The sequence below is a fragment of the Flavonifractor sp. AGMB03687 genome (genome assembly GCF_017811815.1).
Lineage (GTDB): Bacteria > Bacillota > Clostridia > Oscillospirales > Oscillospiraceae > Flavonifractor.
Genome location: NZ_JADKZI010000008.1, coordinates 1 through 19168 on the forward strand (window position 1 = coordinate 1; position 19168 = coordinate 19168).

Annotated in this window: 21 protein-coding genes; 2 read left to right on the forward strand and 19 right to left on the reverse strand. The window is 61.9% G+C overall.

Annotated elements, in window-relative coordinates:
* Positions 1-129: 129 nt before the first annotated feature.
* Together J9789_RS14060 and J9789_RS14065 are read right to left on the reverse strand one after the other, a co-directional pair.
* Positions 130-456: a hypothetical protein gene (locus tag J9789_RS14060; protein WP_209346477.1), complete on the reverse strand. Its 327-nt coding sequence runs from the start codon at positions 454-456 to the stop codon at positions 130-132.
* Between the two features lie 258 nt (positions 457-714).
* The gene (locus tag J9789_RS14065; protein ID WP_245185289.1) at positions 715-1326 is read right to left on the reverse strand and encodes a single-stranded DNA-binding protein; all 612 of its coding nucleotides are present in this window, start codon (positions 1324-1326) and stop codon (positions 715-717) included.
* 140 nt (positions 1327-1466) lie between these two features.
* Here J9789_RS14065 and J9789_RS14070 point away from each other — a divergent pair, with 140 nt between their 5' ends.
* Positions 1467-1739: a hypothetical protein gene (locus J9789_RS14070; RefSeq protein WP_209346326.1), complete on the forward strand. Its 273-nt coding sequence runs from the start codon at positions 1467-1469 to the stop codon at positions 1737-1739.
* A 33-nt stretch (positions 1740-1772) separates the two neighbouring features.
* On the opposite strand, the gene J9789_RS14075 is transcribed toward J9789_RS14070, so the two are convergent.
* From J9789_RS14075 to J9789_RS14135, 13 genes are all read right to left on the reverse strand, one after another.
* Positions 1773-2189, reverse strand: a complete 417-nt coding sequence (locus J9789_RS14075) for a cupin domain-containing protein (protein WP_209346327.1) — start codon at positions 2187-2189, stop codon at positions 1773-1775.
* Entirely contained in the window at positions 2182-3267 is a 1086-nt protein-coding gene (gene eutH, locus J9789_RS14080) for an ethanolamine utilization protein EutH (RefSeq protein ID WP_209346328.1), read from the reverse strand. Before eutH ends, J9789_RS14075 begins: the two co-directional genes overlap by 8 nt.
* Before the next feature lie 21 nt (positions 3268-3288).
* Positions 3289-3519, reverse strand: a complete 231-nt coding sequence (locus tag J9789_RS14085; RefSeq protein WP_209346329.1) for a EutN/CcmL family microcompartment protein — start codon at positions 3517-3519, stop codon at positions 3289-3291.
* On the reverse strand, positions 3494-3766 hold the full coding sequence (locus J9789_RS14090) for a hypothetical protein (RefSeq protein ID WP_209346330.1): 273 nt from the start codon (positions 3764-3766) through the stop codon (positions 3494-3496). The genes J9789_RS14085 and J9789_RS14090 overlap by 26 nt, the downstream gene beginning before the upstream one ends.
* The gene (locus J9789_RS14095) at positions 3763-4377 is read right to left on the reverse strand and encodes a phosphate propanoyltransferase (RefSeq protein ID WP_245185306.1); all 615 of its coding nucleotides are present in this window, start codon (positions 4375-4377) and stop codon (positions 3763-3765) included. The genes J9789_RS14090 and J9789_RS14095 overlap by 4 nt, the downstream gene beginning before the upstream one ends.
* On the reverse strand, positions 4370-5095 hold the full coding sequence (locus J9789_RS14100) for an ATP-binding protein (RefSeq protein ID WP_209346332.1): 726 nt from the start codon (positions 5093-5095) through the stop codon (positions 4370-4372). Before J9789_RS14100 ends, J9789_RS14095 begins: the two co-directional genes overlap by 8 nt.
* On the reverse strand, positions 5096-5392 hold the full coding sequence (locus J9789_RS14105; protein WP_209346478.1) for a BMC domain-containing protein: 297 nt from the start codon (positions 5390-5392) through the stop codon (positions 5096-5098).
* Between the two features lie 313 nt (positions 5393-5705).
* Entirely contained in the window at positions 5706-7163 is a 1458-nt protein-coding gene (locus tag J9789_RS14110; protein WP_209346333.1) for an acetaldehyde dehydrogenase (acetylating), read from the reverse strand.
* A gap of 4 nt (positions 7164-7167) precedes the next feature.
* Positions 7168-7821, reverse strand: a complete 654-nt coding sequence (eutL, locus tag J9789_RS14115) for an ethanolamine utilization microcompartment protein EutL (RefSeq protein ID WP_209346334.1) — start codon at positions 7819-7821, stop codon at positions 7168-7170.
* A 4-nt stretch (positions 7822-7825) separates the two neighbouring features.
* A complete protein-coding gene (gene eutC, locus J9789_RS14120) occupies positions 7826-8701 on the reverse strand; it encodes an ethanolamine ammonia-lyase subunit EutC (RefSeq protein ID WP_209346335.1) in 876 nt (291 codons plus the stop codon).
* A gap of 13 nt (positions 8702-8714) precedes the next feature.
* Complete coding sequence (locus J9789_RS14125) at positions 8715-10079, reverse strand: ethanolamine ammonia-lyase subunit EutB (protein WP_209346336.1); 1365 nt, start codon at positions 10077-10079, stop codon at positions 8715-8717.
* Positions 10080-10097: 18 nt separating this feature from the next.
* Positions 10098-11513: an ethanolamine ammonia-lyase reactivating factor EutA gene (eutA, locus tag J9789_RS14130; RefSeq protein WP_209346337.1), complete on the reverse strand. Its 1416-nt coding sequence runs from the start codon at positions 11511-11513 to the stop codon at positions 10098-10100.
* A complete protein-coding gene (locus tag J9789_RS14135) occupies positions 11513-12598 on the reverse strand; it encodes a 1-propanol dehydrogenase PduQ (RefSeq protein WP_209346338.1) in 1086 nt (361 codons plus the stop codon). The genes eutA and J9789_RS14135 overlap by 1 nt, the downstream gene beginning before the upstream one ends.
* A 326-nt stretch (positions 12599-12924) precedes the next feature.
* Between J9789_RS14135 and J9789_RS14140 the strand changes: the two genes are divergently transcribed.
* A complete protein-coding gene (locus tag J9789_RS14140; RefSeq protein ID WP_209346339.1) occupies positions 12925-13404 on the forward strand; it encodes a hypothetical protein in 480 nt (159 codons plus the stop codon).
* 52 nt (positions 13405-13456) lie between these two features.
* Here J9789_RS14140 and J9789_RS14145 read toward each other — a convergent pair whose 3' ends face one another.
* The 4 genes from J9789_RS14145 to J9789_RS14160 form a co-directional block, all read right to left on the reverse strand.
* Positions 13457-13660 (reverse strand): alpha/beta-type small acid-soluble spore protein, encoded by a 204-nt coding sequence (locus tag J9789_RS14145; protein ID WP_209346340.1) that lies wholly within the window; start codon positions 13658-13660, stop codon positions 13457-13459.
* A gap of 183 nt (positions 13661-13843) precedes the next feature.
* The gene (locus tag J9789_RS14150; RefSeq protein WP_209346341.1) at positions 13844-15313 is read right to left on the reverse strand and encodes an S-layer homology domain-containing protein; all 1470 of its coding nucleotides are present in this window, start codon (positions 15311-15313) and stop codon (positions 13844-13846) included.
* A gap of 1862 nt (positions 15314-17175) precedes the next feature.
* On the reverse strand, positions 17176-18624 hold the full coding sequence (locus J9789_RS14155) for a nicotinate phosphoribosyltransferase (protein WP_209346342.1): 1449 nt from the start codon (positions 18622-18624) through the stop codon (positions 17176-17178).
* Positions 18621-19166, reverse strand: a complete 546-nt coding sequence (locus J9789_RS14160) for an isochorismatase family cysteine hydrolase (RefSeq protein ID WP_209346343.1) — start codon at positions 19164-19166, stop codon at positions 18621-18623. The genes J9789_RS14155 and J9789_RS14160 overlap by 4 nt, the downstream gene beginning before the upstream one ends.
* Positions 19167-19168: the final 2 nt, after the last annotated feature.

Consider the following 19168-nt stretch of genomic DNA (forward strand, 5'->3'; position numbering starts at 1 on the left):
CCCAACGATCGGGGCCAGACGGGGCCCCCGGGCACCTACCCCTTGTGCGCCATGGTGTGGGGGGTGGGGGCGGCCCCTTTTTACCCCCCCCGGGGGGGGTGCTGCCACAGGCAGCACCACCGCTTTTCCTTACCCATCCTCCAGCAGGTCCCACAGCCGCAGTAGGGCGGCCAGCAGCACCAGCAGCGAGGCCCAGAAGTTGACCTCACCGCCCCGGGTGCTCTCCTTCCTGCCCTGCACCCCCAGGCAGAAGAAGTACCCCAGGGCCAGAACCACCAGGGATGAGCTAACCAGCCTCATCCCCGTCACATCCGGGGCCTTGCCGTCCCGGCACAGCCCCCGCCGCTGTCGGTCTAGGGCCAGCCAGGACAGGCAGATGGACCCCAGCAGCACACTGAGAAAGAACAGGGACCGGTCCGCCGTTTTAATCTGTTCCCGTAACGCCGTATCTTGCATCAAAAGCCCCCCTCCCGCCATCTTATCGGCGGAAGGGGGGCTTTGTGCCGCCCATCAGGCAAAATACGCCAGGGCACTATGGGTGATCAGCCCGATGGCCAGCGCCAGAAACACCAGCAATACTCTGAGGACTTGCACAGGAACGCTCCTCCAGAAAAAATATGAAACAAGCCTCCGCTTATTCCTACTATTTAAGTATTATATCAGGCTTCCGGATGCCGTCAGGCATGGGGCCCCTCCAAATCCTGCCGCCGGGGGTCAGCACTCCACCCCCTCCAGGCGCATCACCGACACCTCGAAGGCGGTGCGCTGGCGGCTCTCGCCGTTTTCCAGCTTGGTGTAGGCCCGGCTCTGGAGGCGGCCCTCCAGCCGCACGCCGTCCCCCACCTCCAGCTCGCCGCAGCAGCGGGCCAGGGCCCCCCAGGAGATGCAGGGTAAGTAGTCCGCCCGACCGTACTTGCGGTTGACTGCCAGCATGAGATCGCAGATCTCCCGGCCCAGGGGGGTGCGCCGGAGCACCGGCGGCTTGCACAGCACCCCGGCCAGGGTGAGGCGGTTTTCGTTGGGCCCCTCCCCCGGCCGGAGGCTCTTGGCGTGGAGGGTAATCACCAGCTTGCTGCCGGTGCCGCTCTTGTTGTTGAAAGAGCGCACCTCCCCCTCCACCTCCACCGGCATGCCCGCCTTTACCGGACAGGTCTCCAGCATCTCCCGGGGGACAATGACGTTGATGGTGTCCTCCGACCCGGACAGCCGGAGAACGGTAAGGGGAAATGTGTCGTACACAACGCCGTGGGTCTCGTGGGACCACACCGGGTCCGCCGCAGCGGTGCCCCGGAGCAGTGCCCGGTTTTCATTCCATCCTGTCTGCATATCCATCCACACTCCTGCCTGATTTCGATAGCTGTGGCATGTATATGCAGGTTTGTCCCTCACTATGCCCGCCGGATGAAGACAGCGGTTGACGGCACCCTCTCCTCTGGAGTATGATAGGCAAAAGGGGTGTAGCAAGCGTGAACAAACATTTTAAGAATCTGACCTTTCCCAAGCTCTTCTTTATCTGGTTTACCTTCTTCTTTGTGCTGCTGATGATCAACATGCAGACGGTGAGAAGCGGTCTGCTGGCCAGTCTGTCCGGTGCGGTTCTGGGTGTGTTCCTCCTGATTTTCCCCATTCCGCCCCGCTCCTTCCAGCGCCGCTACGGCCCGGAGCGTGCCGTCAATGTCACCCGCATCATGGCGGTGGTCATTATCGTCATCTCCTTTATCACCAAGATCAAGTTTTGAAAAAACGTCCAGCCCTGGGGGCTGGACGTTTTTTTACTGCTGATTCTGCCAGTCGGCGGGGTAGACGAAGTAGAGGAACCGGGCGTGGCCGGTGACCGAGAACTGGATCTCGCTGCCCTTGGGTATGTGGATCAGCTCCCCCGGCCCGGCGGACACCTTCTGCCCGTTGCACAGGATGTCCAGCCGCCCCTCCACCACATAGTCCATCTCGTCGTAGTTCAGGGTCCAGGGGAAGGTGGTGTCGGTCATCTCCATGATGCCCACCCCCAGCCGGGGGGACTGCTCCAGGGTAAACAGGTCCCGGGTGTATACCTTGTCACCGGGGTTGCCGGTGTTCATCCGGTGGGCCTCAGTGACGGTGAGGGCAGGCACCTTGACCGCCTGCACCCCACCGCCCAGGTGCTCCAGCAGCACTTGGCGGATGATCTCTTCCAGCTTACACTTATCCATGACCGGTCTCCTTTCGGGTGAGGAACATGGCCACCGCCACGGCAGTGACGCCGCCCACCAGCTTGCCCACGATCATGGGGAAGATCATGGTGGAGTCAAAGCCGGCGGTAAAGCCCAGATGGTCGCCGAACACGAAGGCCGCCGACACTGCAAAGGCCACATTGATGATCTTGCCCCGGCGGTCCATGTCGTGGAGCATCTGGAACATGGGGATGTTGTTGGCCAGGGTGGCCACCATGCCCGCCGCCGCCACGTCGTTCATGCCCAGCAGGCTGCCCAGCTTCATCAGAGGCTTTCTGAACACCTTGGTGATGACGTACACCAGGGGGAAGGCCCCCGCCAACACGATGGCGATGTCGCCCACGATGGAGATACCCTCGTCAATGGAGTTGAGGCCGGGGATGATGGTGAGGGGGGTCAGTGCCTCAATGATGGCGGCCGCCAGGCCGATGGTGATGATGATAACGATGATGCGGCCAAAGACCTGGAACCCCTTCACCATGCCGTTAGGCACAAAGGCCAGGCCCAGGGCGATGAGCACCGCGAAGAGCACGATAGGCAGCAGGTTGCGCAGCACCATCATCACGGGGAAGCCCGCCACCAGGCCGCCCACAAAGCTGCCGATGGGGATGGTGATGACGCCGGCCAGCACACCGGTGGCCAGGGCAGGCCGGTCCTCGGCCTTGATGATGCCCAGCCCCACCGGGATGGTAAAAACGATGGTGGGTCCCAGCATAGCCCCTACGATGAGGCCGCCGAACTGGCCTGCCTCCTCGGTGAGAGCCAGCTCTTGGGCCAGGGGCGCACCCCCCATGTCGTTGGCCAGGATGGTACCGGCGAACATGGCCGGGTCGGCCCCCAGGAACTGATAGAAGGGCACCACCACCGGCCGCAGCAGGTTGGCCAGCACCGGGGCCAGACAGATGATGCCGATCATGGCCAAAGCCAAAGAGCCCATGGCCATGATGCCCTCCTCAAACTTCTCGCCCAGCCCGAAGCGGTTGCCCAAAATGCGGTCGATGGCGCCCAGCGCCATGAACACCACCATCAGGTAGACGATGATCTCATTGATGGACATATTCTGTCCCCTTTCTTTTCCCTACGGGTCAATGATGCCCACGATGGCAGCGTCCACGGGGATATTGCCCCCCGCCGCCAGCCGGGCGGCGCCGCCGGTGGCGATGAGAACCCGCTCGCCCTCACCGGCGCCCACGCAGTCGGCACACACCAGCAGTCTGTCCCCCACCTCCACCGTCAGAAAGGTCTGACCGGTGAGGTTGGGGGCCTTTTTTGTGGCCCACACCTTACCGGCCACCTGTCCCAGCAACACAGATCCCCATCTCCCTCAGCTGCCGCTCCAGAGACAGGCAGCGGCGATAGATTGACGGCGGGGCGGTACGGCGGTAGAGCCGGTACTCCAGCGCCCGCCGCTCCAGGCACACCCTGGCTCCCGCCAGCAGGGCGGCCAGCACCTCAGTCTCTCCCGGGCTGCCGGGCGCCAGGGCAGCCAGCCGTCCCATGGCCCCCACCGGCAGCCAGGTGATGACCAGGGTGCGCCCCCGCCACTCCAGCCTCATGGCAGAAGCAGGGCCCGGTCCCCTTTTTTGAATCCGCAGGCGTTGGCCTCGTCGTAGTCAATGTGGGCGAAGGTGGCGAACTGGGGGGACACCCGCACCTCCACCCCCTCAAAGGTCAGGGGCCGCCCGGTGAGGCACTTGAGCCGCACCTCCCGACCATTCTCCACCCCGAAGCGGGCGGCGTCCTCCGGGGTCATGTGGATGTGCCGCTTGGCGGCAATGACCCCCCGGTCCAGACGGAGCACCCGGTCCCCGCTGCGCAGGGTGATGCCGGGGGTGCCCTCAATGTCCCCTGACAGCCGCACCGGGGGCGTAATGCCCAGCACCACGCCGTCGGTGAGGGAGATCTCCACCTGGCTCTCCTTCCGCTCGGGGCCCAGCACCACCACGTTGGGGATGGACCCTTTGGGCCCCTCCAGGGTGACCCGCTGGGCGCACACGAACTGTCCCGGCTGGGACAAATCTTTTACCCGGGTCAGCCGGAAGCCGGGGCCGAAGAGGGTCTCCAGGTCGGCCTGGGACAGGTGGACATGGCGGCCGCTGGCCTCCACCTCCACCATCAAGCGGCGGACGATCTGCTCCGCCAGGGCCTCGATATTGACATTATTCAGCGTGTTCATAGCGTCCCGCCTTTAGCTTGATCATCAAGATCCACATGAGGGAGGACAGCCGGTTCAGGGCCAGGATGATGTCCCCCCGGGTCACGTTGCCCTCCACATCTTTGAAGGCGGCATAGGCCGAAAGCTCGGCCTGCCGCACCATAGTGCGCACCTTGTTCACCGCCAGCAGGGCAGGCCCGTCGGTGTAGGCGGGCAGGAAGTGGGGCTGGCCCAGGTACTTGTCCGGGTAGTGGGAGTACTCCCGCAGCTGCCCGGCGTCGTAGCCGCACAAATTTAACTCCCCCACCGGCTCGTCCAGCACGTCGCAGCGGATGAGCCGCCGCACCAGGGCCAGGGCCTCTTCCAGCTCCTTCACCAGAGCCGGGTACTCATGGGATGCCTGTTGGGCCAGCATAATCTCCCCCTCCAGAGCGTCGATCATGCCTCGGAAGGCGATGCGGGGGTGGTCCTTGCGCACCAGGATATTGCCCTTGAGATGGGTCATGTGCTCCGGCTTTTCGTTCAAGGTAGCCCCAAAGAGGGTTCGGTACTTGGCAGCGGCAGGAGCAGCTGAATCATCCCGGCCTTGGGGAAAGACCGCCTGGATCTTGTGGGCAGCCAGCCAGTCCCGGGCCCCGGGGGTCAGCTTCTGGTCACGGTTGACCACCACTGGCCCCCGGGTGCCGTTGTCCGACATGCGGCGCACGTCCTCACGGGTAAGCAGCTCCATTTATTCGCTCATGCCCTCGCCGGCGTGGGGCAGGATGTGGTCCACCTCGGCGTGGGGGCGGGGAATGACGTGGACGGAAATCAGCTCGCCCACCTTCTCAGCGGCGGCGGCGCCCGCGTCGGTGGCGGCGTTGACGGCCCCCACGTCACCCCGGACCATGACGGTCACCAGACCGCCGCCTACCTGCTCCTTGCCCACCAGCTGCACATTGGCGGCCTTCACCATAGCGTCGGCGGCCTCAATGGCCCCCACCAGTCCCTTGGTCTCCACCATACCCAGCGCATTTGTATTTGCCATGTTCTGTTTCCTCCTGTCAGTTGTCTGTTTCATGGGCTCCACCGGTTGGGCGGGAGCCGCCTTACTTTTTCTGCCCCGGCCCGATTGGGCCTTCTTTTTTGGCTCCTGCCGGGGCATTTCGGCCACCGGCATATGGGGGGCTCCCCCGGCCTCGCCGGCCTCCTCCCCGTTGGCGGCCTGGACCGGGTGCTCCATATCCTCCTCCAGTCCCTCTGGCTTCTCGGCCAGCAGGGCATTGGTCAGGTTCTGGGCCTCCTGCAAAATGGCCTCATGGGGGTCCAGCAGTACGCCATCGGCGTTGACCTCGCTCATCTTATCTCAGCCTCCCCATGATCTGCTCCACCAGCCGGTTGAGCAGCGCCTCGTCCACGGTGCAGGTCGCGGTGGAGAGCGGACTGCCGCCCCGCAGCTCCTCCAGCTCCTTCACGCCCCAGGCCACCCGCTTGATGTTGATGAGGTCCAGAGGGCCGATGTTGTTGGAGGAGGACGACCCGCCCACCGCGCCGCAGCCCAGGGTAAGGGCGGGGAACAGGCAGGTGGTGGCCCCGATGCCGCCCAGGGCGGAGGGGGTGTTCACCAGCACCCGGCTGGCGGGGACAGCGGCGGCGAACCGCTTGGCCACCTGTTCGTCCTCGGTGTGGATGGAGAAGGTGTGACCCGCCCCCTCCCACTCCAGGATCTCGATGCAGCGGTTGAGCACCGCCTCCTCGTTGGGCTCCACAAAGCAGCCCAGGATGAGGCCCAGCTTCTCGCTGGAGTAGGGATGGCCCTTGCCCACCCCGGTCTCCCGGGCCACCAGCACCCGGGCGGAGGGGGGCACCCGATTTAAGCCCGCCAGCTGGGCCACGGTGGCCACGCTCTTGCCCACGATGGCGGGGTTCATGGTGCCGTTGGCCCGCAGGATGAAGCGGGAGAGCTGCTTTGTCTCCTCCTCATCCAGCAGATAGGCCCCCTGGGCCCGGAGGGCGGCTTTCACCGCCGGTTCCATCCGGGCCTCCATGATGACGCTCTGTTCGCTGGCGCAGATGGTGCCGTTGTCAAAGGTCTTGGAGTCCAGGATGCGCTTCACCGCCTGCTCCACGTTGGCGGTGTGGTGGATATAGGCCGGGCCGTTGCCGGCGCCCACGCCGATGGCGGGGGTGCCGGAGGAGTAGGCCGCCTTCACCATGGCCGCGCCGCCGGTGGCCAGGATAAGCCGGGTGGTGTCGTGGCGCATGAGGGCGTTGGTGGCCTCGATGGTGGGGGTGGTGATGCAGGAGATGGCCCCTGCCGGTGCCCCCGCCTCCTCCGCCGCCCGGCGGATCACGTTTACCGTCTCCTGGATGCAGTTGGCCGCACCGGGATGGGGGGAGAACACGATGGGGTTGCCCGCCTTCATGCAGATCATGGCCTTGTAGATCACGGTGGAGGTGGGATTGGTGGAGGGCACCAGACCGGCCACCACACCCACCGGCACGCCGATGTCCACCGTTCGGTGCTCCCTATCCTCGGCCAGGATACCGTGGGTCTTCTGGTCCCGAATGGCCTCGTACAAGGTCACCGCCGCGAAGCGGTTTTTGATCTCCTTGTCCTCCTTCCGGCCGAAGCCGGTCTCCTCCACCGCCATGTCGGCCAGCCGCCGGGCATGCTGGGCCCCGGCCCGGGAGATGGCCGCCGTGATGGCGTCCAGCTGTTCCTGGGTCATGACGGCCAGAGCCCTCTGGGCCTTTCGAGCCTGGGCCAGCAGGTCCCGGACCTCCTGAACCGATCTCAGATCTTTATCAAATTCCATAGGATCACACCTCCTTGGGATGGTCCGCCACCGCCTTCACCGCCTCGGCAAAGGCGGCTGCCGCCGCGTCGCAGGCACTCTGGGTGCCGGTGAGCAGGCCGCCGCCGAAGTTGGTTTCGCTGGGGGGCTCAAAGAGGGCCACCAGCTCCACATCGGAGGCCTTCATGGCTTCGTCCAGTCCCACCATGGCCTCCAGGGGCGGGGCGATGAGGTAGGCCAGCGCCTCCCCCTCCCGCACCCCCGCCACCTTGGACAGATAGGTCCCGGTGCGGGAGACGGTGTGGGCGAAGTAGATGACGGAGTCGTCCTGGTTGGCGGAGCGGAACCCCGCCCCGCTGTTCATGAAGTCCACGCAGGCCCGCAGGCCGGACTGGACCTCCGCCGGGTTGGGCCCGGCCAGGATGCCGATGACCTCACCGGCCAGGGCGGTGGAGGCATTGGCAGCCCCGGCATAGAGGGACTTGCCGTATACCACCTCCACCGCCGCCGCCTTGGTGGCCTCGTCCAGGGCGCAGTAGGTCATGTCGTCGCTGTCGGCGGTGATGAGGCCGATGGAACGGTACTGCCGGGGCAGGCCCAGCTTCTTGGCCAAGGTCTCGCTGACGTTGGCAATGGTGCGGGTGGCCAGCACCTTGGCCGGGATCAGATCGCCTACCATAGAATCACCCCCTTAGGTCAATGCCGCTGGCCTTCTTGTCCAGCATGGTCTTGATGAGTTCCGCAATATGGGCCCCGGCTTCCACGGCGGTGGTGCCCCCCTTGTGGATGTTGGAGATCACCGTCCGCTTGGACTCGGGGATGCCAATGTGGGGCTTGTAGGTCAGGTATGCCGACATGGACTCGGCGGTCACCAGGCCGGGCCGCTCCCCTACCAGCATGCACACAACCTCCGCACCCGTCAGGTCGCCGATGTGGTCGGAGGCGCCCACCCGGCAGTACTTCACATAGAGCACCGGGCCGCCCTCCAGACCGTAGGCCTTCAGGCCCGCCCGCACCGCCTGGAGGCAGTCCACAGCGTTGGCCTCGATGGCGGCGGAACTGAGTCCGTCCCCCACCACCAGGGCGATCTTGGGATTCTGCCCAAAAGTCTTTTTGATGATGGCCTGGTTCTCCTCGTCGAACCGGCGGCCCTTGTCGGGCCGGGTCAGGTACTCGTCCTTGGTCTGGCACAGGGTCTGGACGGGCACAAAGCCGTTGTTCACCGCAAACTCGTCGGGCACATGGGAGAACACCGAGTCCTGGGCAGCGGCGTGGTCGGCCCGCATCCGCAGCATGGAGATGGTCCGGTACCGGGCTCCCGCTCGCCCCAGGCCCAGCCGGGCGGGGGTCTTTAACTTCAGGTCCTGAAAGGCCTGGCCGCTGCGGGGGTTGTCCACCAGGTACTGCCGCCGCAGGTCGATCTGGGTAATATCCTCCAGGCAGCCCTGGCTCACATCCTCCTGCCGGGAGGCGGGCCGGGTCGCGGTCACGGCAGCAGGCTTTCCCGCCAGCTCCAGCACCATCCGCTCCACCATGGAGCGCAGTTCTTTTTCATCCAAATTCAAAACCTCCTTACCCCAGCAGCACCGACGCGTCACCCGCCAGGGGGGTCAGCTTGCCGTTCTCCACAAAGCCCATGTCCTCCAGCCACCGCTGGAAGGGGGGAATGGCGGTGAGGCCGAACATCTCCCGCAGGGCGGCGGTCTCATGGAAGCCGGTGGTCTGGTAGTTGAGCATCACGTCGTCCCCGTGGGGGATGCCCATAAAGTAGTTGCACCCGGCGGCGGTGAGCAGCACCGCCAGATCCTCGATGTCGTTCTGGTCGGCCTTCATGTGGTTGGTGTAGCAGGCGTCGCACCCCATGGGCACGCCGGTCAGCTTGCCCATGAAGTGATCTTCCAATCCAGCCCGTATTACTTGCTTGGAATTATATAGATATTCCGGTCCGATAAAGCCCACCACCGTGTTCACCAGGTAGGGCTGGAACCGCTTGGCAAAGCCGTAGCACCGGGCCTCCATCACCACCTGGTCCGCCCCATGGTGAGCCTCAGAGGACAGCTCGGAGCCCTGGCCGGTCTCAAAGTACATCACGTTGGGCCCCACGGCGGTGCCCTCCTTCAGGGCCAGCTGCCGGGCCTCCTCAATCAGCTTGCCGTCCAGGCCGAAGGCCTCGTTGCCCTTCTGGGACCCGGCGATGGACTGGAAGATCAGGTCGCAGGGGGCCCCCTTGCGCACCGCCTCCATCTGGGTGGTGACGTGGGCCAGCACGCAGATCTGGGTGGGGATGTTCCAGCGGTTGCGCACCTCATGGAACCGGTCCAGCACCCGGCGCACACTTTCCACCGAATCGTCCACCGGGTTGAGGCCCAGCACCGCGTCACCTGCCCCGAATGTCAGTCCCTCCAGCAGGGAGGCCAGGATGCCGTCCGGGTCGTCGGTGGGGTGGTTTGGCTGGAGGCGGCAGGACAGGGTGCCCGGCAGGCCGATGGTGGTGTTGCAGTGGGCGGTAACCTTGATCTTCTTGGCGGCATAGATCAGGTCCATGTTGCTCATCAGCTTGGTCACGGCGGCGATCATCTCGGCCGTCAGGCCACGGCTCACCCACCGGATGGCGTCGCCGTCGTGGTTTTCCGCCAGCAGCCATTCCCGCAGCTCGGCCACCGTCCAGTTCTTGATCTGGTCGTAAATCTTTTCGTTCACGTCGTCCTGAATGATGCGGGTGACCTCGTCCTCCTCATAGGGGACGGCGGGGTGGTTGCGCAGGTCGGCCAGAGTCAGATTGGCCACCACCACCTTGGCCGCCACCCGCTCCTCAGCGTTCTCGGCGGCAATGCCCGCCAGCCGGTCTCCCGACTTCTCCTCATTGGCTTTGGCCAGGGCGTCCTTGATCGACTTGAATTCATAGACATGCCCCAGCAGCTTGGTCTTGAGTATCATGTGATCGCTCCTTTGCGGCTACGATTTGTTAAATACAAGTGTTTTTATAACGATGGGTAATACCGCACCCCCGGCCACCGGGGCGCCGATGTCGATATAGTCCCCGTTGTCCACCCCCACGCTGTCCAGACAAAGCAGGGGGCCGGGCAGCAGGGCGGCCATGGCCTGACCCAGCACCTTGGCCTGGTCGGCCTCCACCGCCACGATGGGAACAAAGCCCGCCTCCACCAGGGGAGCCAGGCCCTTCGCCACCCCCTGGGCCAGCTCCTGGATGCGGCGGTAGGAGGGGTTGCGCTCTCCCCGCAGGGCCAGGGCCAGCTGCACCAGTCCCCCCTGGTCCTGGTACCAGCCCAGTTTGTCCCGAATACACCTTGCCAGTTCTTCCGGCGGTCCCCCCTCCTCTCCGGCGGCCAGCTTGAGGATGGGGATGTTTTTCAGGGGAAAGGTGATGTCCCGGTAGAAGATGGTGGAGCCGGACAGATCGGTGGCGTGGCTCCCCGCCCCCACCACCGTGGCCCGGATGGTCTCCGCCCCCCGGAAGCGGCCTGCCTTCTGAAAGGCCGGTGAGGCAGCAATGGCCCGCCCCAGCAGCACGCCCATGTCCCCGAAGGCCAGCCAGTCCGCTGACGGTTGATCGATGCAGTCGGCCACCCCGCCGGAGAAGGACACCACCGGCACCTCCTCCACCGTCCAGCTAGTGCCCTCCGTAAGAAAGGCATCCAGCTTATCCCGGCCGGGTCGCAGGCCCGCAGCCTGCTCCAGAGCCTCCACCATGATCCGCAGGGTGGGCTGCAAGGTTTCCGGCGTGACCCGCTGGCCCACCACCGGGGCGGGGCACCCGGCCCGGGGAAACACCGGGGACACGTAGGTGACCTGTCCGCCTTTGTCCACCTTGATGAGCCGCCCGCCCACGTCCAGGCAGCCGGTGCGCACCAGCTCTCCATTTCGGTACAAAGCCAGGTTGGCGGTGCCGCCGCCGATATCAAAGTGTAATACTGTTGTGTGATGCTCCTTTGCGTATTCATCCGCACCCGCTCCACGGGCGGCCAGGATGGACTCCAGGTCCGGCCCGGCGGTAGCCACCACGAAATCCCCGGCAAACTCCGACAGGGCAGAGAGCACCTCTTTGGCGTTCTCCTTCCGGGCAGTTTCTCCGGTGATGATGACCGCCCCGGTGTCTACCTGGGACTTGTCAAAGCCCGACTTGCGGTACTCCTCCTCCACAATGGTCCTTACCCCGGCAGCGTCGATGACGGTGTCGGACAGCAGGGGGGTGAAGTGGATGGCGGAGCGGTAGAGCACCTCCCGCCCGGCGATGGACACCCGGGGCACCGTGAAGGGGGTGGCCCGGTTCTCCAAAGTTAATCGGGATAAAATCAGTTGGGTAGTGGAGGTACCGATGTCAATGCCAACAGATAGCAGCTGCTCCCCCATTACGCCAGCTCCCGCAGAATGGTCTTGATGTCCTGGGCGGTGACGCTCCGGGGATTGGAGGGGGCGCACAGGTCGGCCAGGGCGGCGGCGGCGATCTCATCCCCCTTGGCCTTCACCTCCTTGGGGTCCACCCCGCACTCCGACAGGCGGCCCGGCTGCTCCAGCCGCCCCCGCAGCCGCTCCATGGCAAAGGCCAGCCCCCGGGCGGTGGGGGTCAGGCCGCAGGCCTTGGCCAGGGCGGCGTACCGCTCCGCCGTGTGGTGATCGGATGCGTTGAAGCGGATCACGTGGGGCAGCAGCATGGCGTTGAGCCGCCCGTGGGGGATGTGGAACCGTCCGCCCAGGGCGTGGGCCATGCTGTGACTCAGCCCCAGTCCGGCCCCATTGAAGGCCATCCCCGCCAGGTTGGAGGAGAGCAGCATATCCGCCTTGGCCTCCTGGTCCCCATGAAAGGCGGCGGGCAGGTTTTTCCAGGCCAGGGCAAAGGCCTTCTCCGCCAGGGCGTCGGTGTACACATTGGCACCCTTGGCCACATAGGCCTCGGCGGCGTGGGTGAGCACGTCCATACCGGTGTCCGCCGTCACCTTGGGGGGCACCCCGGCAAGAAAGACCGGGTCCAGCACCGCCCGGTGGGGCAGCAGATCGTCGTCCACCAGGGGGTACTTCACCCCCTTCTGGCTGTCGGTGAGCACGGCGAAGGAGGTGACCTCCGAGCCGGTACCGGCGGTGGTGGGCACCGCCCAGAAGGAAATCTCCCCCGCCGCCCCCAGCTTTTTGCCGTACTCCACCATGGCCTTGGCGCAGTCCAGGGCGGAGCCGCCGCCGAAGGCCACCACCGCCTGGGGCTTGAAGTCCGCCAGGGCCCTGGCACCCCTGGCCACCACCTCCAGCGGCGGGTCGGGCACCACGCCGGTAAAGGTCTCCACGGTGCAGCCGGGCAGCCGGGCCTTCACCTGGTCCAGCAGGCCGGATTTGGCCAAAAAGTCGTCGGTGACCACCATCACCCGCTGCCCGGCCAGCTCCTCCAGGGCGGCCAGCGCATCGGCTCCAAAGGAAATGGCGGTCTTCAGTCTGAATCGTTCCATGGGCGCCCCCTGTTTCTTCCTTGATGGCCTTAGTATGGCGGCAGTGGTTGAGAATATACCAAAAATCCACCCAAAGACATCGAAAGAAAAGCTTCATCATTCCTTTAGAATCTGTTCACACCCTGTTCACCATCCCTTGGCGAAAAACGGATATGATAACAGCGTCAGGTACAAATGACAAACCATTCTCCTCTCTCTCTTACCTCTCTGTTCAAACGCAGGAACGCCCGCCAAATGGCGGGCGTTCCTGTTTTTTGTCTTTCGGTGTATGCAAACGTACAACAAAAGGCCCTGTTTCTCCTTATAATAAAAGGAAGTGATCTCAAATGGGGCTATTCAACTATTCCATCCCGTCTGCCGGCGAGATCCAATCTCAGCAGATGCTGCACCTGCTCCAGCTCTTTGCCGCCCAGCTGGAACCCGCCCGGGCCATGGAGGTGGCTTGGGTCTACCCGGAATTTGTGCCCGGTGCAGTGTACCAGACGGGAGATTATGTCCGCCGAGGTTTCAACTCTGTGGGCGATCCCCAGCTCTACCAGGTGACCCTGGACCACCGGTCCTCCGCCGCCTCGCTGCCGGAGCACACTCCGGAGCTCTATGAGCCGGTGGGTCTGGACAGCGGCGGCGTCCCCCTGTGGAGCCGCCCCGCGGGGGATCGGGACGGCTATGCACGCGGGGACGTGGTGTCCTTCCGGGGCCTCCGGTACCGCTGTCTGACAGACGACTGCCTGCTCAGCCCGGAGGAAGGGCCGGACCAATGGCAGGCACGGAACGATACACGCACAGAAGAGCCGCCGGTCGATTGACTGGCGGCTCTTCTGCGTTGTTCAGAGCGGATCTTCGCTGATGACGGTTTACTTACTTGGTCATGCCGTCCTCATAGGCCTTGATCATCTTCTTCACCATCTGGCCTCCAACGGAACCGGCCTCACGGCTGGTGAGATCGCCGTTGTAGCCCTGCTTCAGGTTGACACCCACCTCGGAGGCGGCCTCCATCTTGAACTTGTTCAGGGCCTCGCGAGCGCTGGAAACCACGGGCTGATTGCTGTTGCTGTTGGACATGATGTTGCATCTCCTTTGCAATCGTTTTGTTGGATCGGTGATCCGAGCATAGCTTTGCCCCATGCGGATTTTCTATGCGATTTTTCTTCTGCCAATCCATGGACTACATAAATCAGCCAACCGCAAAAACTCAGCTCATAAAAATGGCCGCCCGAAGGCGGCCATTTTTTATTTGGATCTAATTTACTTTTCGATGAAGCGCATGAGGATGGTGGCAACCTCAGCGCGGGTAGCGGTGCCCTGGGGATTCAGAGCGCCGGCGCCGTTGCCGGTGATGACGCCGCTCTCCACGGCCCAGATCATGGCGTTCACCGCCCAGTCGCTGACAGAGGCGCTGTCGGGATAACCGGACAGGTCGCTCTCCACCACGGGGCTGCCGGCGTAGCGCCACAGCATGGTGACCAGCTGCTCACGGGTCAGGTTGGCCTCCAGGTTGGTGCCGTCGGACACGCCCTCGGCGATGGCCCACACAGCGCCAGCCTCATACCAGGTGGAGCCGGTGGAGGTGTCCACGCCGTCGTAGCGGGCCAGGATGGTGAGGATCATAGCCCGGCTGGTGGTGACGAAGGGAGAGAAGGTGGTAGCGGAGGTGCCGTTCATGAGGTCATTCTCATAGACGTACTCCACCGCATCGTGGTACCAGTCGCCCTTGTTCACGTCGGCGAAGGGCAGGGTGACCACAGGCTTGGTCTCCTCCTTCACGAACACGGCCTCCACGGTGACCTTGGAGCCGGGCATCTTGAAGGTGAACTTGTTGGCGCTCTTCTCGGTCAGCTTGACGGCGCCGCCGTCCTTGGCGGTGACGATCAGGCTGTCCAGCTCGTAGCCCTTGTCGGGTTTCACGGTGATGGTCACGGTGTCACCCTTGTCGGCCCGGCCGGGATTCACAGTCACACGGCCGCCGGTGGTGCGGTCCACATTCACCAGGTAGTCGCCGGAGGGCTCGGTGGTACCGCCAGTAGAAGAACCGCCGCCAGTATAATTCCAGTGGGCATAGATCGTGCTGTTGGCTGTAAATACATACTGTCCAGTAACCTGCATTCCACCCTCAGCGGCAGTATACCAGCCAGTAAAAATGTACTCGCCCGCTTTTGTCGGGGTAGGCAGTTCAGTTAGCTTACCCTCGTTATTAGTCGTAGCAGTCGTTTCGGCAAGTGCATTGCCGCCGTTGACGTCGAAGGTAATAGTGTAGGTCTGTGTGCCAGGAATTACGGTGCCTTCACCGCTACCTCCATCCGGTGCATAATACAGCGTGATCTCAGCACCATGGAGATACTTTTCATTGATAGCAGCAGCAATCTGCTCCTGGGTCGCGTCTTCGCTAATATGATCATCCTCAGCATTCAGAGCGATAGCGGTAGCCTTATCCGCATACACTAAGGGTTTGCCGGAGTTACCCGTCACATTGGACAGGGTGATCTCAGGGATCTCGGTCACTCCGCCGCCCATGGCATATTCGATATTGGCATAAGCACTTGCCGCCGGATGCAGATCGCAATTTTCCAATGTAACATTGGCACCATTGATCATAACAGAGGTGTAGGTACCGCCACGAACAGTTACACCACTAAGCTTGCCGCCACTACAGCAGTAAAACTGTACACCGTGCTTGATCTGGTCGTTAGTCTCAACGATCAGATTTTTAACGATCACATTCCCGCCACCAGCGTTTACAAACGCACCATCAGAGGGGGCTCCAACACTGCCGCCGGTATATGCCAGAGTCTTGCCATTACCATCCAAAGTTACTCCAGCAGGAATAGTGACAGCAACAGAGGACTCTACATCTTTCAGCAACAGAATAGTATCACCATTTTGAGCTGCATCGACCGCATCATCAAAAGATGCATAATAAGTAGAACCAATCCGTGCAGCAGCATCAAATAGATCATCCGCCTGTCTGTCACAGATAACACTCATACCATCAGCCAAGATGATCTTACCTCCACTGACGGTATATTCGCCCAACTTTAAAGTAAAGGGACCCACACCACCTGCCATTTTTACTTCCACATCATTGGTAAGGGTCGCATTTTGTCTCAGTTCGATACCTTCTCCGGGCGTCAGATTCAGGCCATTACTACTAGTTAAGACATCTTGCAAAGCGGCAAGGACACCGCCGCCCTCCCAGTAATAGTATACTTCATAGGAAGGCCATACAGGATTTCCATTTGGGGTATTGACCACCACCCCGTCTGTCAAATCGACGTGGCGCTCTATAAAGGCTATTGGGTCATCCATGTTACCAATATCAAACACTGCACCAGCACTACCACCCGTACTATCAGTAAAGGTCACCGTGCCATAAAACTTTACACTATTGTCATCTCTGTCGATCCGGATCAGTGTTTCAACCGGAGTTACATTACCGATAGTATCTGCAGCAATAGTAGAGTCTGCAATGACCAAACGATTTCCAGTTGCATCAGGATTTCCGGAATTATAAATATCCCCATTGATCACGATCACAGAAAAGCTATATTTTTTATCCGTATTATATTGTCCATTTGTACCAATGACCGTGGACTGATTCTGAATCGTGATACTGCCGTTGTCTGTCCAAATATTAAAACCACTCCAGCCCAGCAGCGAAGAATGATCCACAGTAATATCTGCACCATCCATATCTCCTGTGCTAGTAGTATTTACCGCATATTGCCACCCATATATTTTGGAATCATTTAAGATCTCAACAGAACTTACGGTATTTCCAGGCAGATTTAGGCCACGACTATATCCGCCCATCCACTCATTTTGCCAATTTACACCATTTCTTACAACGGTATTGTCCAGAATAAGCTTATTATCCTTTGTGTTGCCCTGTCCAAAAGAGATGCCACGCGCAGAGGCTGCGTTAAGAGCCACCGTAGAATTTTTGAGGTGGATCGTTACATTGGAGGGAGCGCTATTAAAGGTAGCCTTGGTAGATGCAACCTGGATCCCCTGGGCAGCAGTGGCAAAGCCATCGCTTCCACTGGTGCAGGTATTTTCCAGCACCATCCTATCCGAATAGAGCTGTGCATTATCTGCTGCTACCGTAATGGGCGCATAACCCGCATCCATTAGACCGCCGATCCGCAGATTCTGGATGGTCAAGTTTCCTTTAACCAGGATGGTATTCTGCCCGGAAGTGGCCAGCTTGGCAGCATCACTTTCGCCTTTCAGCGTAAGCTCTTTACCTTCCGGAATTTCCAGATCTCCATCCAGTTCAATCGTGTCACTTATCGTAATTGTGTCCCCAGAATCAGCAGATCGTACTGCATCCTTCAAGCTGCCAAAGCTTGTAACCGTAGTATCTGCCGCCATTGCCGACACAGGCAGCAACGTCAGCAGCATTGCCATAACCAGCAGCAAGCTGCCGAGCCGTTTATGTGTTCGTCTCATAAGCATATCCTCCTTAATTTGATTTTCGTACTTAGAGCCTTCGCACCCTCATTCTAGCTCCTGAGGAAAGATGTGTCGACCACAGGAAATGGAAAATCCGTGGAGCGCTTCCGCTCCACGGATTTCTTTCCTTACTTCCCCTCCCGGTTCAGCAGGTCCCGTTTCAGGTCCCACAGCTTCTGAGAAAGGTCGACATAATAATTATGAGGATTCTCGAAGCGCTTCACCTCGTCCCACAGCAGATCGATCTGCCCGGCGCACCAGGCCCGCATCTCCGCGATGGGCGGGGAGTCGTACACCCGCTTGCCCTTCTGGAAGATGGGCACCAGCAGCTCCTTGGCGGTGAAGTTGGTGAACACACTGCGCTTCCAGGTGGCGTCCGGGTCGAAGAGCTCCAGAGGCTGGCTCTCGTCCACCTTTTCGTCCCACAGGGTGATGAGGTCGGCAAAGGCCTTCCCCGTCTCATTGTCAAAGAGGCGGTACACCTTCTTGAAGCCGGGGTTGGTGATCTTGTCCGGATTGGCGCTGATCTTAATCTTGGGGATGATATTGCCCTCTTTATCCTCCACTGCGGCCAGCTTGTACACGCCGCCGAACACCGGCTCGCTCTTGGAGGTGATGAGCCGCTCGCCCACGCCGAAGGAGTCGATCTTGGCGCCCTGGAGCAGCAGGTCCCGGATGATGTACTCGTCCAGGGAGTTGGAGGCCACGATCTTGCACTCGGTGAGCCCCGCCGCGTCCAGCATCTTGCGGGCCTTCCGGGACAGGTAGGTCAGATCGCCGGAATCCAGCCGGATGGCGCAGTTGGTGATGCCCTGAGGCAGCAGCACCTCTTTGAAGGCCTTGATGGCATTGGGCACACCGGACTTGAGCACGTTGTAGGTATCCACCAGCAGGGTAGCGGAGTGGGGATAGAGCTGGCAGTAGGTCTTGAAGGCGGTATACTCGTCAGGGAACATCTGGACCCAGGAGTGGGCCATGGTGCCGCCGGCGGGAGAGCCGTACACCTCATCAGCCAGAGTGCAGGCGGTACCGGCGCAGCCGGCGATGTAGGAGGCCCGGGCGCCCAGAATGGCGGCGTCGGGACCCTGGGCCCGGCGGGAACCAAACTCGCTCACCGGCCGCCCGTCCGCCGCCCGCACAATGCGGTTGGTCTTGGTGGCGATGAGGGACTGGTGGTTCAGGGTGAGCAGCAGGAAGGTTTCGATAAACTGGGCCTCAATGGCGGGGGCCCGCACGGTGAGGAAGGGCTCCCGGGGGAAGATGGGGGTGCCCTCAGGCACGGCCCAGATGTCGCCGGTGAACTTGAAGTTCTTCAGATACTCCAGGAAGCCCTCGCAGAAGCAGCCCTTGCCCCGCAGATAGGCGATATCCTCTTCGTCAAAGTGGAGCCGCTCCACATAGTCGATGACCTGCTCCAGACCGGCGGCGATGGCAAAACCGCCCCCGTCGGGCACGTTGCGGAAAAACACGTCAAAGTAGCAGACCTGCTCGGCATAGCCCTCCGTCTGGAAGTAGCCGTTGCCCATGGTGAGCTCGTAGAAGTCGCAGAGCAGGGTGTAATTCATATGTTCCTTCATGGTGTTGTAACCTCCCGGTTGATAACCGTGATCTGCAGGGCCTCCATCAGGTCCAGCACGTTGTGATGGAGGGCGGGGTCCGGTCCGGCGGTACAGGCGGCATCCACCACCAACTCCGCCTCCGGCAGCGCCCCCTTGGCCACAATGGCATTGGACAGCACGCACAGGTAGGACACCAGCCCCACCAGCTCAATGCGGTCATACCCCTGTTCCTTCAGCCAGCCGCCCAGCCACAGGGAGGGAAAGGCGGGCTTGCGCACCACCATATCCCGGCTCTTGTCCATGGCCTGTCCAGTCTGGCCGTAGAGCTGCCACCCCTCCGAGTTCATGAGGCAGTGGGGTACCGGCAGCTTTCGCCCCTCCTGGGTCTCCAGGTAGTTTTCCTGGTGGGTATCCATGGTAAAGGCCACGTCGTGACCGGCGGCATGGTAGGCGGCAATTTTCTGGGCGATGGGGCCGTCCAGTTTCTCCGCCCCGGCAAAGCCCAGGGCGCCGTCCACAAAGTCCTTCTGGTAATCCACCACCAGCAGCAGCTGTTTCATGG

Excerpts from the sequence above, each read along its gene's own strand:
- J9789_RS14075 (WP_209346327.1), bottom strand. The coding sequence starts at position 2,189 with ATGGATAAGTGTAAGCTGGAAGAGATCATCCGCCAAGTGCTGCTGGAG.
- J9789_RS14160 (WP_209346343.1), bottom strand. The coding sequence starts at position 19,166 with ATGAAACAGCTGCTGCTGGTGGTGGATTACCAGAAGGACTTTGTGGAC.
- eutL (WP_209346334.1), bottom strand. The coding sequence starts at position 7,821 with ATGGTAGGCGATCTGATCCCGGCCAAGGTGCTGGCCACCCGCACCATT.
- eutA (WP_209346337.1), bottom strand. The coding sequence starts at position 11,513 with ATGGGGGAGCAGCTGCTATCTGTTGGCATTGACATCGGTACCTCCACT.
- J9789_RS14110 (WP_209346333.1), bottom strand. The coding sequence starts at position 7,163 with ATGGAATTTGATAAAGATCTGAGATCGGTTCAGGAGGTCCGGGACCTG.
- J9789_RS14100 (WP_209346332.1), bottom strand. The coding sequence starts at position 5,095 with ATGGAGCTGCTTACCCGTGAGGACGTGCGCCGCATGTCGGACAACGGC.
- J9789_RS14060 (WP_209346477.1), bottom strand. The coding sequence starts at position 456 with ATGCAAGATACGGCGTTACGGGAACAGATTAAAACGGCGGACCGGTCC.
- J9789_RS14135 (WP_209346338.1), bottom strand. The coding sequence starts at position 12,598 with ATGGAACGATTCAGACTGAAGACCGCCATTTCCTTTGGAGCCGATGCG.
- J9789_RS14145 (WP_209346340.1), bottom strand. The coding sequence starts at position 13,660 with ATGTCCAACAGCAACAGCAATCAGCCCGTGGTTTCCAGCGCTCGCGAG.
- J9789_RS14125 (WP_209346336.1), bottom strand. The coding sequence starts at position 10,079 with ATGATACTCAAGACCAAGCTGCTGGGGCATGTCTATGAATTCAAGTCG.
- J9789_RS14140 (WP_209346339.1), top strand. The coding sequence starts at position 12,925 with ATGGGGCTATTCAACTATTCCATCCCGTCTGCCGGCGAGATCCAATCT.
- J9789_RS14105 (WP_209346478.1), bottom strand. The coding sequence starts at position 5,392 with ATGGCAAATACAAATGCGCTGGGTATGGTGGAGACCAAGGGACTGGTG.
- J9789_RS14155 (WP_209346342.1), bottom strand. The coding sequence starts at position 18,624 with ATGAAGGAACATATGAATTACACCCTGCTCTGCGACTTCTACGAGCTC.
- J9789_RS14090 (WP_209346330.1), bottom strand. The coding sequence starts at position 3,766 with ATGAGGCTGGAGTGGCGGGGGCGCACCCTGGTCATCACCTGGCTGCCG.
- eutH (WP_209346328.1), bottom strand. The coding sequence starts at position 3,267 with ATGTCCATCAATGAGATCATCGTCTACCTGATGGTGGTGTTCATGGCG.
- J9789_RS14065 (WP_245185289.1), bottom strand. The coding sequence starts at position 1,326 with ATGCAGACAGGATGGAATGAAAACCGGGCACTGCTCCGGGGCACCGCT.